The organism is Micromonospora sp. NPDC093244 (assembly GCF_040683695.1).
In the GTDB taxonomy this organism is placed as follows: domain Bacteria; phylum Actinomycetota; class Actinomycetes; order Mycobacteriales; family Micromonosporaceae; genus Micromonospora.
The window spans coordinates 1471856-1486135 of the sequence record NZ_JBFBEO010000001.1 but is presented as its reverse complement, the minus strand read 5'-3'; the positions used below and the strand labels follow the sequence as shown (position 1 = coordinate 1486135).

12 protein-coding genes are annotated in these 14280 nt (G+C 72.9%); 5 read left to right on the top strand and 7 right to left on the bottom strand.

All coding sequences use genetic code 11. The features are described 5' to 3' along the window. The first annotated feature begins 131 nt into the window (after positions 1–131). Complete coding sequence (locus AB0N27_RS06525; RefSeq protein WP_364364118.1) at positions 132–2099, top strand: discoidin domain-containing protein; 1968 nt, start codon at positions 132–134, stop codon at positions 2097–2099. A gap of 64 nt (positions 2100–2163) precedes the next feature. Here the strand turns inward: AB0N27_RS06525 and AB0N27_RS06520 are convergent, their stop codons facing one another. Genes AB0N27_RS06520 through AB0N27_RS06510 form a run of 3 tightly spaced genes read right to left on the bottom strand, consistent with a single transcriptional unit; the run spans position 2164 to position 5348 of the window. Further along, positions 2164–3903 (bottom strand): multicopper oxidase family protein, encoded by a 1740-nt coding sequence (locus AB0N27_RS06520; protein WP_364364115.1) that lies wholly within the window; start codon positions 3901–3903, stop codon positions 2164–2166. Then, complete coding sequence (locus tag AB0N27_RS06515; protein WP_364364112.1) at positions 3900–4349, bottom strand: DUF6220 domain-containing protein; 450 nt, start codon at positions 4347–4349, stop codon at positions 3900–3902. Before AB0N27_RS06515 ends, AB0N27_RS06520 begins: the two co-directional genes overlap by 4 nt. Before the next feature lie 9 nt (positions 4350–4358). Next, entirely contained in the window at positions 4359–5348 is a 990-nt protein-coding gene (locus tag AB0N27_RS06510) for a carboxymuconolactone decarboxylase family protein (protein ID WP_364364109.1), read from the bottom strand. A gap of 144 nt (positions 5349–5492) precedes the next feature. On the opposite strand from AB0N27_RS06510, the gene AB0N27_RS06505 reads away from it, so the two are divergent. Further along, positions 5493–6623, top strand: coding sequence for a sensor histidine kinase (locus tag AB0N27_RS06505; protein ID WP_364364107.1), 1131 nt, complete (start codon positions 5493–5495; stop codon positions 6621–6623). Continuing rightward, entirely contained in the window at positions 6620–7282 is a 663-nt protein-coding gene (locus AB0N27_RS06500; RefSeq protein ID WP_364364104.1) for a response regulator transcription factor, read from the top strand. The genes AB0N27_RS06505 and AB0N27_RS06500 overlap by 4 nt, the downstream gene beginning before the upstream one ends. A 15-nt stretch (positions 7283–7297) precedes the next feature. Here the strand turns inward: AB0N27_RS06500 and AB0N27_RS06495 are convergent, their stop codons facing one another. Then, positions 7298–7891 carry a helix-turn-helix domain-containing protein gene (locus AB0N27_RS06495; RefSeq protein ID WP_364364101.1) on the bottom strand — a complete coding sequence of 198 codons (594 nt, stop codon included), beginning with the start codon at positions 7889–7891 and terminating at the stop codon, positions 7298–7300. A 75-nt stretch (positions 7892–7966) separates the two neighbouring features. On the opposite strand from AB0N27_RS06495, the gene AB0N27_RS06490 reads away from it, so the two are divergent. Together AB0N27_RS06490 and AB0N27_RS06485 are read left to right on the top strand one after the other, a co-directional pair. Further along, the gene (locus AB0N27_RS06490; protein ID WP_364364098.1) at positions 7967–9541 is read left to right on the top strand and encodes a bifunctional NAD(P)/FAD-dependent oxidoreductase/class I SAM-dependent methyltransferase; all 1575 of its coding nucleotides are present in this window, start codon (positions 7967–7969) and stop codon (positions 9539–9541) included. A 221-nt stretch (positions 9542–9762) separates the two neighbouring features. Next, positions 9763–11466: a hypothetical protein gene (locus tag AB0N27_RS06485; protein WP_364364096.1), complete on the top strand. Its 1704-nt coding sequence runs from the start codon at positions 9763–9765 to the stop codon at positions 11464–11466. Between the two features lie 136 nt (positions 11467–11602). On the opposite strand, the gene AB0N27_RS06480 is transcribed toward AB0N27_RS06485, so the two are convergent. Genes AB0N27_RS06480 through AB0N27_RS06470 form a run of 3 tightly spaced genes read right to left on the bottom strand, consistent with a single transcriptional unit; the run spans position 11603 to position 14220 of the window. Further along, a complete protein-coding gene (locus AB0N27_RS06480) occupies positions 11603–12373 on the bottom strand; it encodes a nucleotidyltransferase domain-containing protein (RefSeq protein WP_364364093.1) in 771 nt (256 codons plus the stop codon). Between the two features lie 36 nt (positions 12374–12409). Beyond that, positions 12410–13750 carry a hypothetical protein gene (locus tag AB0N27_RS06475; protein ID WP_364364090.1) on the bottom strand — a complete coding sequence of 447 codons (1341 nt, stop codon included), beginning with the start codon at positions 13748–13750 and terminating at the stop codon, positions 12410–12412. Between the two features lie 5 nt (positions 13751–13755). Next, complete coding sequence (locus AB0N27_RS06470; RefSeq protein WP_364364088.1) at positions 13756–14220, bottom strand: hypothetical protein; 465 nt, start codon at positions 14218–14220, stop codon at positions 13756–13758. Positions 14221–14280 lie beyond the last annotated feature (60 nt).

Genomic DNA, 14280 nt, shown 5'->3' with positions numbered 1-14280 from the left:
CCGCGGTCCCCCGGGTCCGTCGCTGGCGACACCTCCCGGTCGTACGCGCAGGACAGCTACACGCAAGTGAACCGCTCCCCCGACCACCCCCACGGTTAGGACTCTCGATGCGCTTGTTCAGGTCCTCGTTTGTGGCTCTGACCACGCTAGCCACCGCCATACTGGTCGCCGCGCCCCCCGCCGCGGCAGCCGCGACGAACTACTACGTCGACTGCTCCGCGAGCACGTCGGGCAGCGGCACCCAGGCCAGCCCCTGGAACAGCTTCACGCCGGTCAACGCCAGGACGTTCGCCGCCGGAGATCAGATCCTGATCCGGCGGGGTACCACGTGCGCCAACAAGCAGCTCTTCCCCAAGGGCTCGGGCGCTTCCGGCGCACCGATCGTCATCGACGCCTACGGCAGCGGAGCCAAGCCGGTGCTGGCCGGCAACGGCGCGGTCGTCGACGTCGTGAAGCTCTACAACCAGCAGTACTGGGAGATCCGCAACCTGGACATCTCCAACAAGGGGTCGGCGATCGCCACCCGCCGGGGCGTGCACATCATCCGCGAGAACTCCGGCACCGGCACCTACTACCGGGTGACCGGCCTGAGCGTGCACGACGTCAACGGCAACCAGACCAAGAAGGACGACGACGCCAGCGCCGGCATCTTCTTCGAGGTTCTGGGCTACACCACGCAGACGAAGTTCGACGACGTGCTGATCAACAACAACACGATAAGCACCGTCGACCGCTACGGCATCCACTTCTGGACCCGCTGGATGGTCCGGCCCGAGCTGGCCAACCCCAACTGCGGCTCGACCTGCGGCAACTGGCTGCCGCAGACCCGCGTCGTCGTACGCGGCAACACGGTCACCGACATCGGCGGCGACGCCATCGACGTGCACCACACGCAGAGCGCCCTTGTCGAGAACAACCGGGTCGACGGCTTCCGGGTCCGCGAGCCCGCGCAGTGCGCCGCAGGCATCTGGGGCTGGAACATCAACGACGCCCTGTTCCAGTTCAACGAGGTCAGCGGCGGTCGGAGCACCTGCGACGGGCAGGGCTTCGACCTGGACGAGGGCAACATCCGCACCATCTACCAGTACAACTACAGCCACGACAACGAGGGCGGCTTCATCCTGCTGTGCAACGGCGGGGGTTCCACCACCAAAGACAACATCGTGCGCTACAACATCAGCCAGAACGACCGCGGCCAGATCTTCGACCTCGTGTGCGGCAAGCTCACCAACACGAAGATCTACAACAACGTCTTCTACGTCGGCCAGGCAGCCCAGATCATCAACAACAGCAACGGCTCGACAGGCGCCAACGCGGAGTTCTACAACAACATCTTCTACGTGAGCACGACCCAGGCCACCTACAACGCCGGCGCGTTGTTGTTCGACTCCAACGTGTTCTACGGCCAGCACCCGGCCGGTGAGCCCACCGACCCGAACAAGATCACGGCCGATCCGCTGTTCGTCGCGCCTGGCACCGCCACCTCGATCAGTGACGCCGGCGGCTACCGGCTCCGCACCGGCTCCCCGGCACTGGCCAATGGCCAGGCCATGACCAACCCCGGCAGCCGGGACTACTTCGGCGGCGCGGTCACCCAGGGGTGCCGTCCCGACCGGGGCGCACACCAGCTGAGCACGGTCTGCGTGCCCAGCGCCGGCGTCATCCCGCGTACCGGATGGTCTCTGAAGTACGTGGACAGCCAGGAGACGACCGCCGAGAACGGCGCTGCTACCAACGCCTTCGACGGAAACCTCAGCACGATCTGGCACACGAAGTACACCGGCGGCAACGCCCCGATGCCCCACGAGATCCAGATCAATCTCGGTGCCAGCTACTCCGTCTCCGGTATCCGCTACCTGCCCCGGCAGGACGGCGGCTCCGGCGCGGCCAACGGACGCATCGGCCAGTACGAGGTCTACGTCAGCACCGACGGCGTCAACTGGGGAACGGCCGTGGCCACGGGCACCTTCGCCAACAACGCCAGCCAGAAGGAGGTCCGGTTCACCGCGAAGACCGGGCAGTACCTGCGGCTGCGCGCCCTGAGCGAGGTCAACGGCAACCCGTGGACCACCGCCGCGGAGATCTACGCCCTCAACTGACCGGGCACACCGGGGCGCCTCCGGCATCGCGCCGGAGGCTCCCCGCGTACCCGTGGAAGGAGGATCACGAGTACATCAGGTGCAGGATCATCCCGGCTTCGGCGTGCGCCAGGTTGTGGCAGTGGTTGGCCCACACTCCGGGGTTGTCCGCCCGGAACGCCACCTCCCACACGTCGCCGGGGCGTACGTCGAAGGAGTCCCACCACAACGGACTGCCGGTCGCCGGCCTGCCGTTGCGGGACAGCACGAGGACGTGGTGGCCGTGCAGGTGCCACGGGTGCATGGTCTGGGACCGGTTGACGATAGTGAACGTCACGGCCTCACCGAGGCGTACGACCTGCGGCGGGATGTCCGGGTCGGCCGCGCCGTTGACGGTGTGGGCGTAGCGCGGAAGCAACCCGTGTAGGTCCAGGCCGCGGTCGAGGACGAGGGTGAACCGTCTGTCGAACCGGGACCACGGCGCCGCAGAGCTGGCACCGTAGGTGAGCGGGTCCAGCACCGGCCAGGCGGCGGTCGTCGCCGACACCGGCCCGGTCGAGTGGACGGCCCGTCCGTCGACGAACAACGCCACAGGCGTGGCGGGCGCGGTGAACACCAGGTCGTAGCGACCCCCGGCCGGGATCAGCAGGGCGGTGTCCACGAGCGGGGTCGGGCCCCGCAGGTCGGATCCGTCGATCGCGGCGACCCGGAACGGTGTCCCGGCCAGGGCGTACCTGTGGGTCGTGCTGTCGGTGTTGACCAGTCGCAGCCGCACGGGCACGCCCGCCTCGACCGGCTCGGTTCTCGGCTCGGGTAGCGCCACACCGGCCAGGGTGTGCACCGGCACCGTGACGTCGACGCCTGTCACAGGCGCCTGGCGTACCACCAGGACACCGTAGAGGCCCATCCGCACGCCGACGTCGGAGGCCGAATGCGTGTGGTACCAGTACGTGCCGACCTGATCGGCTCGGAACCGGTAGACGAACTCCTGCCCGGGCCGGACCGCCGACTGGGTCACGCCGGGCACCCCGTCCTGGCTGTTCGGCACGTCGTACCCGTGCCAGTGCAGCGTGACGCCCCGGGCGATGTCCCGGTTGCGCAGGGTCACCTCGATGACGTCGCCGACGGTGGCCGTCAGCTCCGGCCCGGGGACCTGCGCGTTGAACGCCCACGCCGCGACGTCCCGGCCGCCCGCCCGGACCGTGGCGGTCGCGGCCGTCAGGGTGAACCGCCTGGTCGGTTCGCCGATGGTCCGCGCATCCCCATATCCATGATCGTGGGGTACGCCTGGCGCGGCGGCCGGGGCGACCACCAGACCGGTTCCGGTGACCAGCGCTGCGGCAGCCATCCCGAGGCCCACCCGGGACACCGTCCGGGACGGGCGCGCGCCCAGGGCGAGCCAGGAGAGCGCCGTTGCCGCCAGCACACCGGCGAGGGCCAGCAGTCCCACGCCCGCCGACGCGGGATAGCCGTGCAGGAGCGTCACGAGCAGGGCGCTGCTCTGGGCGTACCCGGCGAACAGGAGCGCAACCGCGACGGACCGGATGTCGCCCGGGGCCCGCGGCAGCCGCGGCCCGGCGACTGCCACCGCCGCGAGCGACAGGGGGCCGGCGATGAGCACCTTCTCCGCCGCGAACCACCAACCGGCGCGGGCGAGCGCGGTGATCGTGACCGCCCGGGCGAGTGTGGCGAGCAGCGCGAAGACCGCCAGCCCCAGCGCGAGCGGGCGGCGCCGCGCGGCGGACGCCGCGCCACCGCCCAGGAATCCGGCGGCCGCCAGGACCGCGATCACGAGATCAGCCGCGAGCAGCGAACCGGTGGTCATGCCGGCTCTCCCTCGCGCACGGGCACGGGGGCGACGGCCGGCTCCGGTCGGTCCAGCCGTCGCGCGGCCCTCAGCACGCCGACCACGACGTGCACCGCGACGATTCCGTTGACCGCGTGCAGCCCGCCGATCGTCAGGCCGAGCGGCGTGCTGGCGCCGGCGGCGTCGGTGGACGCGTTCGCGAGCATGGCGATGAGCGCCTGCACGACGACGAGCCCGATCGGCAGGACCGCCAGTCCGATGATCCGGCCCGGTGCCCTCGCCAGCGCGGCGAACAGGGCGGTGAACACTGTGAGGACGGGGATCACCGCCATGCCGTTGACGCTGTGCAGGGCGTACGCGCCGTCGCCACCGGGTTTCGTGAACCCGCCCACGGCGGCGAACACGAACTGCAGGGCGAACGAGACGAGCAAAAGGATGCTGACGATGACGAATGCCTTGCGCATGCTGACCTCCTAGAGGTGCGCCGAGGTCAGGGCCCGGGCGACGTGGTCGGTGGCGGTGATCGCCCCGTACGCGACGAGCCGCACGAGGTCGGCGTCCTGCGGATGGGAGAGCCGCCACAGCGCGACGTCGCCCACACTGATCGCGCTGGGCGCGAACGCCGCGAGCAACGCGATCCGGGTCCCCACGCGGTCGTTGCCGGGTACGTCCCGGACCAGGTCGACCGCCCAGTCCGACGGCCGGGCCGGGTACCGCCCGTCCTCCCAGCGCACGGTGGCCGTGACGGTCTGGCGCGCCACGTCGCCCAGCAGGTCCCCGCACCCGGTGGCGGCGTTCCTCAGCGCCGCGTACGCGACGCCGACAGGGCTCTCCCCCGCCCAGGCCGGTGGTTCCGTCGTACCGACGTCGAGCAGCGGGAGGCTGCGTCCGGGCTCCTTCGGCCCCCGGGCCGTGCGGGCGTAGAGCCGGCCCGCGACCGAGCGCACCACTGAGGAGCGTTGCAGCCCGCCGGGCAGCAGATCGGCGTCGAGCAGCGCCGAGACGACCCGGTTGATGAAGTGGAAGGCGAGCAGGGTGCCGGTGACCTCGGGGGCGTACCTGCTGGTCCAGCCGGTGGTTGTCGGGCTGCGGCTGGCCTCGGCCCAGGCGATCAGCTCGGCGTGCCTCGGCTCGGCTGGCGTCCCACCCCGGGCGACGGTCTCGGCCAGTTCGTGCTCGCCCAGCGCGTGCAGCAGCATCACGTGGGCGTCCACGCAGAACGGGCAGCGGTTGGCCCGGGACACCGCCGACGCGACGAGCTCGCGGTCGACCCGGGACACGTCCCCGGCGAGCAGGGCCTCGCGCATCAGCGCCCAGGTGGCCGCCAGCACCTCCGGTACGGCCGCGAGTGCCTGGAACGTCGGCGCCGGCCCGAGGAAGTCGTCAGACAACTGCCGGTAGACCTCAGCGGTCAGACCTGTCGCGGCCTTCGCCGGAGCGGGGGTGAAGAAGCGGTATGTCATGGGCTCGATGCTCGCCGCGACGGGCCGGGAAAACGTCGTGCCGCCGCAGACACCTGCGAGGTCGCCGGTACCGCGCCCGCGGTACGTCCTCCTACCACGGGCGGTGGATGCTCCCCGGCGACTGCCCGTTCTACAGTTCGACACATGCGCCGCGACCTGCCGTACGCCCTCAGCGGCCTCGCCCTCGGCGGCCTCCTGCTCGGCAACGCCGCGCTCGCGCCGGACGCGGCGACGATCCGTACGCTCGACGTCGTCCTGGTCCTGGCCATGGCGGGAGCCCTGGCGGTGTGCCGGCGGCACCCGGTGCTGGCGCTGGGCGTGGTGACCGCCGCCATGCTGGCCCTGCACGTCCGGGTCCACCCCGGAGTGTCCGCCGCGTTCCCCGTCCTCGGCGCGGTCTACATCGCCGCCTGGCGGGGGCACCGGTCGGCCGCCGCGGTCGCCAGCGTCGTCTTCCTCGGCGGCTTCCTGGCCCGCGACATCTCGGTCGCCCCCGCCGACCGGCCCGGTCAGCTGATCGTCGAGCGCACCGCTCTCCTGCTGGGCTGGTTCGTGGCGGCAAACGTCGCAGGGCTCGTCGCGAGGCAGCGCCGGGCGTACCTGGAGCAGGTCGAGCAGCGGGCCGTCGAGGCCGAGCGCACCCGCGAGGAGATGGCGTTGCGTCGCGCCGGCGAGGAGCGCCTGCGCATCGCCCGGGACCTGCACGACTCGCTGACCCACAGCATCTCGGTAATCAAGGTGCAGGCCGGGATCGCCGTGCACCTGGCCCGCAAGCACGGCGAGGAACCGTCGGCCACGCTGCTGGCGATCCAGGAGGCCAGCAGCGCCGCCATGCGGGAGCTGCGTACCACTCTCGACGTCCTGCGCTCCCCCACCGACGGGGACGGCGTGGGGCTGGGCCTGGTGGACGAACTCGCCGAGCGGACCCGGGCGGCCGGCGTACCGGTGCGGGTGACGGTCACCGGTCAGCCACGCGAGTTGCCCGCCGAGGTCGACCAGGCCGCGTACCGCGTCGTCCAGGAGGCCCTGACCAACGTGGCCCGCCACGCCGGCCCCGCCACCGCGCAGATCCACGTCGAGTACGCAGCGGCGGAGCTGACCGTCTCGGTCACCGACGACGGCCAGGCGTCGCCGGACCGGACCCCCACGCCGGGCGTCGGCCTGCGGGGCATGCGGGAACGGGTGACCGGGCTGGGTGGCACCCTGCGGGCCGCCGCCCGCGACGACAACGGATTCGCGGTACGGGCGACGTTCCCGGTGGACGGCGCGGCGTGATCCGGGTCCTGCTCGCCGACGACCAAGCGCTGATGCGGGCCGGATTCCGGGCACTCCTGGACGCCGAGGACGACCTGGAGGTCGTCGGCGAAGCCACCGACGGCACCTCGGCGGTGCACCTGTCGCGACGCCTGCGCCCGGACGTCGTGCTCATGGACGTGCAGATGCCGGGGCTCGACGGCATCGACGCCACCCGGCGCATCGCCGCCGATCCCGACCTCGCCGCCGTCCGCGTCCTCATCCTCACCAACTACGGGCTCGACTCCTACGTGTTCGCCGCGCTCCGGGCGGGCGCCAGCGGTTTCCTGCTCAAGGACGCCGACCCCGCCGACCTGTTGCGGGCCGTCGCCGTCGTGGCCCGCGGCGACGCGCTGCTCGCCCCGGCCGTCACCCGGACGCTCATCAGCGAGTTCGTGACCGGCCCGCCGCCTGCCGAGCCGGCGGCCGGACGCGAGGTGCTGACCGCCCGCGAACAGGAGATCGTCGAACTCGTCGCCCGGGGACTGACCAATGACGAGATCGCCAAGCGGATGGTGATCAGCCCGTTGACCGCCAAGACCCACGTCAACCGGGCGATGGCGAAGCTGCACTGCCGCGACCGCGCCCAGCTGGTCGTGTGGGCGTACGAGTCGGGACTCGTCACACCACGACGCCGGTGACGCCCTCCGGCGCGCCTACCGCTGCTCGGCGTTCGCGGGGCGGGCGCGCACGTGCAGCCGTTCGCCCTGCGGGCCGAAGAGGACGAGGGCCTCGGCGGCCCCGGGGCCGGAGTTGAGGATGCGGTGCGGGACGCGGGTGTCGAACTCGGCCACCTCGCCCGGGTCGAGCGTCAGGTCGCGGTCGCCGAGCAGCAGCCGGAGCCGGCCGGAGAGCACGTAGAGCCACTCGTAGCCCTCGTGGGTCTGCTGGGTCCGGTCGCCGGTGGGCGCGTCCGTCGGGAAGATCGCCTTGAACGCCTGGAGGCCGCCCGGTCGGCGGGTCAGCGGCAGGAACGTGATGCCGTGCCGGACGATCGGTTTGGGGCGTACGCGGGGGTCGCCGGTGGCCGGGGCGTCCACCAACTCGTCAAGCGCCACCTGGTAGGCCCGGGCCAGCGGGAGCAGCAGCTCCAGGGTGGGCTTGCGGCTGCCGGACTCCAGCCGGGACAGGGTGCTCACCGAGATGCCGGTCAGCTCGGCGAGCTGGGTCAGCGTGGTCCCGCGCCGGTGGCGCAGGGCCCGCAGCCGGGGGCCGACGGCGGCCAGCGCGGCGGAGTCGTCGTTTGCCATAACGGCAAGGATAGTTGCCATCGGTTCGGCCGCGACGGATGGTGGGGCGGAACCGACCGACAGAGGGAGAAACCCGTGGACGAGACATATGACGTGGTGGTGGTGGGCGGCGGCGCCGCCGGGCTCAGCGGGGCGCTGGCCCTGAGCCGGGCCCGCAGATCGGTGCTGGTGGTCGACTCCGGCGAGCCGCGTAACGCGCCGGCCGGCCACGTCCACAACTACCTCGGACGCGAGGGCACCCCACCGGGCGAGCTGCTCGCCATCGGGCGGGGCGAGGTGGCCGGGTACGGCGGTCGGTTCCGCACCGGCGAGGTGCGGACCGCCACCCGCGACGGCGACGGGTTCCTGCTCACCCTCGACGACGGGAGCGCCGTACGGGCCCGCCGGCTGCTGGTGGCGACCGGACTGACCGACGAACTGCCCGACGTCCCCGGACTGGCCCGGCGGTGGGGCCGCGACGTGCTGCACTGCCCGTACTGCCACGGCTGGGAGGTGCAGGACCGGCGGATCGGCGTGCTGGCGACCGGGCCCATGGGTGTGCACCAGGCCGAGATGTGGCGACAGTGGAGCTCACACGTGCTGCTCCTGCTGCACGACGCCCCCGCACCCGACGAGGAGACCGCCGAGCGGCTCGCCGCGCGGAGCATCGCCGTGGTGCCGGGACCGGTCGCCGGACTGGAGGTGACAGGGGACGCGCTGTCCGGCGTACGCCTCGCGGACGGCCGGGTGGTGGCGCTCGACGCGGTAGTGGTCGCGAGCCGGACGGTTCCCCGCGCCGACCTGTTGGTCCCTCTGGGCCTGGCGCCGGAGGAGGTGACGATGGGCGGGCACGTCGTCGGCACCCAGATCCCGGCCGACGCCACAGGCGCGACGACCGTCGCGGGAGTCTGGGTGGCGGGCAACGTGGCCGACATCCGTGGCCAGGTCATCGCGTCCGCCGCGGCCGGCCTCACCGCCGGCGCGGCGATCAACGCGGACCTGATCGCCGAGGACACCCGCGCGGCGGTGAGCGCCTACCGGGAGATGGTGGCCACGGCGTTCGAGGAGCCGGCCTGGGAGGAGCGTTACCTGTCCAAGCCGGCGGTGTGGAGCGGACGACCGAACCCGCAACTGGTCGCCGAGGCCGCCGATCTGCCCCCCGGTCGCGCACTCGACGTGGGCAGCGGCGAGGGCGCGGACGCGGTGTGGCTGGCCGAGCAGGGCTGGCGAGTCACCGCCGTGGACATCTCGACCACGGCGTTGGCCCGCGCCGCCGAGCACGCCGACACCGTCGGGGTCGGCGACCGGATCGAGTTCACGCACGCCGACCTGCGCGACAAGCCGCCGGCCGAGGACGCGTACGACCTGGTGTCGGCGCAGTTCATGCACCTGCCTCCGGAGCAGCGGCGGGAGCTGTTCGACCGGCTGGCCGCCGCGGTGGCCGCGGGAGGCATCCTGCTCATCGTCGGGCACCACCCGTCGGACCTGTGGACGTCGGCGCGGCGGATGCACCTGCCGGACATGATGTACACCGCCGAGGACGTCGCCGCCTCCCTGGACCCGTCCCGTTGGGAGATCGTGACCGCCGAGGCCCGCCCGCGCGCCGCCACCGACCCGGAGGGCAACCCGGTCACCCTGCACGACGCGGTTCTGGTGGCCCGCCGCCGCTGATTCCCACCGCCACGTGCGTCGATCGTCAAGGGGGGTCGGGTGACAAAGCCGGCGGACCGCGACCTTCCGGGCACCACCCGTCCACGATCGACGAAGGCGGGGGCCGGGGTCGCGTGGGGAGGCGGGGGCGGGGCTTCGCACGGGGGTGGGCGCGGCGGTAGCGTTGCGCCACACTCACGGACCGCCGGCCCCCTGGCGCCCGATCGTACGGAGGATCGTGCATGTCCATCGGCGCTGAGCCGCTCGCAGTACGCGACGATGCGGCCTCTCGGCCAACCTTCGAGCTCGCCCTGCGCGGCTACGACAAACGCCAGGTGGACAGGCACCTGGAGCAGCTCGACGGCCAGCTCACCATGCTCAGTAAGGAACACGGGCGCTCGGCCGTGCGGGTCCGCGAACTGACCGCCGAGGTGCAGCGCCTGCGCGCCGAGCTGGCCGAGCTCCAGGAGCAGCCGGTGCAGGTGGACCGGGCCTCGTTCCAGGATCTGGGCCCGATGGTCGGCGAGATAATGGCTCTCGCCGAGAAGCAGGCCGCGATGATCATCGAAACGGCCACCGACCGGGCCAACGAGCTGCGTACCGAGTCGGAGCGGATCCTGGTCGACACCCGCGAACGCGCCGCTCAGGCCCGCCAGGACCTCGCCGAGGAGCTGGCGAACCGACGCGCCGAGCAGGAGCAGGCCCACGAGGAGCGGCGCACCCTGGCCGAGGCCGAGCTGACAGCGATCCGCGAGCACGCGGAGCAGCTGCGCGTCGACGGTGAGACCGCGCACGAGCGCGCCCAGCACGAGGCGAAGCGGATCACCGAGCAGAGCGCGCAGCAGCTCAACCAGACCCGGGTGGCCGCCGACGCGTTGATGAAGTCGGCACGTACGCAGATCCAGCAGGAGCTTCAGGCGGCCCGGGCCAAGAACCAGCAGGAGATGGCGCAGTGGCAGGCCGGCGTGGAGCGGGAGGTCAACGAACGGCGGACCGCCGCCGAGCAGGAGATCGCCGAGCAGCGGGCCGCCGCCGAGCAGGAGCTGGCCGAGCAGCGCAGCGCCACCGAGCAGCAGATCGCCGAGTTGCTTGCTGAGGCGCAGCAGCACGTGACCGAGCTGCGCAACCGGGCCGACGAGCAGGCCGCCAGCCACCAGGAGCAGCTCGCCGCGTTGCAGCAGGAGATCGGGGAGCGTCGGCAGGAGGCCGCGGCGCTGAACGCCGAACTGGACACCGCCGGTCAGCAGCTCGCCGAGATCCGCGAGGAGGGCGAGACGCTGGAGAACGAGCTGTCCCGGATGCAGCAGCGGCTCAACGAGGTCCGCCGGGACCTCACCGCCGAGAGCGCCCGGCTGGAGGAGGCCCGGCGTGCCGGCGACTCCGCCGAGCGGCACGCCAAGGAGGTACGCGCCCGGGTGCAGAGGGAGGCCAAGCGGGTGGCCGACCTGGCCGCCGCAGCGGTGATGGCCGCGGCGGCCGGCGGGACGGAGACCGCCGAGTACCCGATGGTGGGCACGCGTTCCCACGCCGACCGGGCCACCTCCGACCGGTCGGTGCCGGAGCGGCAGGGCGCCAACCTGATCAGCCTGGACCGCCCCGCCGTCGAGCAGCCCCCGGCCGACCAGGCGCGCGCCGAGCAGTCCACGCCCGACCAGGCCCGCGCCGAGCAACCCACGCCCGACCAGGCCCGCGCCGAGCAGCAGGTCGACGAGCACGAGCGCGCCGCGCAACACGTGGCCGAGCGGGCGCCCGTCGAGCAGCCGGTCGAGGGCGACGTCATTGCCGAGCCCGGTGGTTCGGACGCCGCCGACGAGCCGGAGGCCTCCGCGCCACCCGCCGACGCCCGGCCGACCTACCCGCGGCACATCGGCACCGACGTACCGACGCCGGTGCCGTTCCTGGCGTTCGGCCAGCCGGTCAGCGAGAACGGCACGGCCCGGCACTGACCGCCTGCCGCGTCGGCGGTGAGCAGGGCGGATTCCGCGCGGAACCGGCTCGACGGGTCGGCGGAGCTGGCAGGCTGGGCGGGTCGTCGTGCGCCGGCGGCGACCCGCCGGCCCGGTGCGGTGACGGACGCCTGCCTCACGTACCGGCGATCTCGTCGCGGACCCGCCGCTGGAAGGCGCGAGCCTGACCTCCGGTCGGCGGTGGTCCACCGTGTCGCGCCGCGATCGCCCGGCGGACCACCTCGGATGCGTCGCCGCCGTCGACGAGTCGCCGCCCGGCGGCGACCTTCGCCAGCCAGACACCGTCGCGGTGGCGCACCAGCGATCGGCAGGCGCCGAGCACGGCGTCCTCGGCGCCCGGCGCCTGCCGGTCGTCCGGCTGGGTCGGCAACGCGAGCCACCAGGACAGCGCCTCGATGATCAGTCGACGCAGGTCGGCCGGGGCCGGGTCGGCGAAGACCTCCCCCGCCGGTGGCCCGAGCAGCGGCAGGCCGCTCTGGTGCAGGATGCTGCGGTCCAGTCCGTACCAGAAGCGGCCGTCGGTGGCGGGCCGGTCGGCGGGGTCCAGCGTGCACCGGAACGGCATCGTCGCCCCGGTGTTCAGCTCGACCTCGAAACCCGGCTCCGGGGTGCCCGACGCCGCCACCGCGCGGCGGTAGACGACAAGTTCCAGCCCGCGCGCCGGGCAGGGCAGCGACTCGTGCCGCAGCCGCCCCACCAGCGCCCGCTTCGCCTCCTCGGTCAGCGGACCGGCGCTGACAAGCGCCACGTCGACGTCGCTGCGCCTGGCCTGGTACGCGCCGAGCCCCACCGACCCGGCCGCGTACGCGCCGACCAGCTCGGTGCCGAGCACGTCCCGGGCGGCGGCGACCAGGTCGTCGAGATACTGCTGAAGATCGGAGTCCACGAGCCATCGTGACGCACCTGCCGGAACCGCGTCGGGTCACCCCGCGTAGAGCAGCAGCAGTCCGGCGACGGTGTAGGCGACCATCAACGCCAGCAGCGGCAGCTGGCCGGCGACGGCACGGGCCCTGGGGAACAGGTACAGGGCGCGATCGTGGGCGAGCAGGGTGCCGAGCAGGTGCCCGAGGATGATCACGGTGATCTGGAGGGTGGCGACCCCGGAGGGCGTGACCAGCCCGGTGTGCGGCTGCCAACCGGCCGTGCCGAGCCAGTTCGCGCCGGTGCCGAGGGGATCGGACAGCAGCGCGACGGTGCGCTGGCCCTCCAGGATCAGCAGCGAGTAGTAGTGCGCCACGACGTACCCGACCGCGATCGGCACGATGGAGTGGGCGATCTCGCCGGGTACGGCACGGGCCTCGGCGGGGCCGGCGCGGCCGATCCGGGCCGCGGCCCCGGTGGCGGCGAGGTACGCGACGGCGACGGCACCGATGACAAGGACCAGCCCGGTGCTGCCGGTGACCACCGGGGGCAGCCCGTTCTCCTGACTGAAGCGCAGCCAACCGGGCGCGTTGGAGAGGCTGTCGTACATCGTGGAGCCGAGCAGGACGACCACCACGGCGACCAGCCCGGGACGGGGTCGCATCCCGGCGATGCCGTCGAGGGGGTTGCGCCACACCAGCACGCCGTCGTCGGCGCGGCCGATCGGCGCGAGCTGACCGATGAGCGTGCTGTACGTCTCGAACGGGTCGGCCCGGTCGAACCATCCGGCGCCGAACAGCGCGGCCCCGACCAGCATGACCGTCGCGTACGCGGCCAGCCAGACGGTGATCACCGGCAGGGCGGCCCGGTCGGGTGCGACTAGCTCCAGCCAGACGAACCCGAACAGGGTTCCGGCGGCCGGCCAGATCCCGACGCCGGCCGGCAGCTCCCGGATGCCGCGCCGTGCATCGCGTCGGGCGGCGAGCGTGGCGAGCAGGTGCAGGGTCCGCAGCGGGTTGACGGCCCGCCAGACCGGCCCGAGCAGCAGCGACACGGGTGCCAGCCCGACCCAGAGCAGCACGTAGAGCGCCCCGGCCGTCGGGTTGTCGGCGGTGTCCGGCCCGGCCAGCAGACCCACGCAGAACCAGGCGGCGGCGAGCAGGCCGAGGCCGCGCAGCACCCACCGGAACGCGGGCGCGTCGACGAGGCCGGCCAGCCATCGGGGCACCGGGCGGCCACCTGTCGCGTCCCGGTCCAGTCGCGGCTCACGCCAGAGCAGACCGAGCGCGAGGAACGTGACGACGAGGGTCAGCGCGGCGGCGACGACGAGTTGCGGCAGCGTGATCGGCAGGTCCTGCCGGCCGCCGACGCCGTGCGCCAGCAGCGTGGGAGTGGCGGTCATTGCGCTCAGCGGACGACGAGCTGGACCAGCACCAGCTCGCTCTCGTGCGTCTCCACCTCGAACAGCCCGGTCTTGTCGGCGCGGAACTCGACCGAGCCGGGGGTGCCGGCCGGCAGTCGGGCGCCCAGGTCGTACCCGTGCACGTGCAGCTCGTCAGGCACGTCGGAGGTGACGGTGATCCGGACCAGCTCGCCCTTGGCGACGGTGACCCGGCCGGTCGGCGGATCGACCCGCCGCTTGGTGATCCGCAAGATGATCTCAACGTCCGCGCTCGGGATGCTGGCGGTGGCGGCAGGTGTCGGACTGGCCGCCGCGGTGGTGGCGCTCGGCGACGCGGCGGCCGTCGTCGGCGTCGAGGAGGTCGCCACGGACGGGTCGTCGCTCTCCCCGCAACCGGCGGCGAGCAGTGTGGCGAGCAGGCCGGCGGCGAGAGCGGCGGAGGTACGGAGAGCGGAGGTACGGACGGGCACGGGCGGACTCCGAACGACGCGAGGGGGACGGGGGTGGAACCGATCGTCGGGGATGAGAAC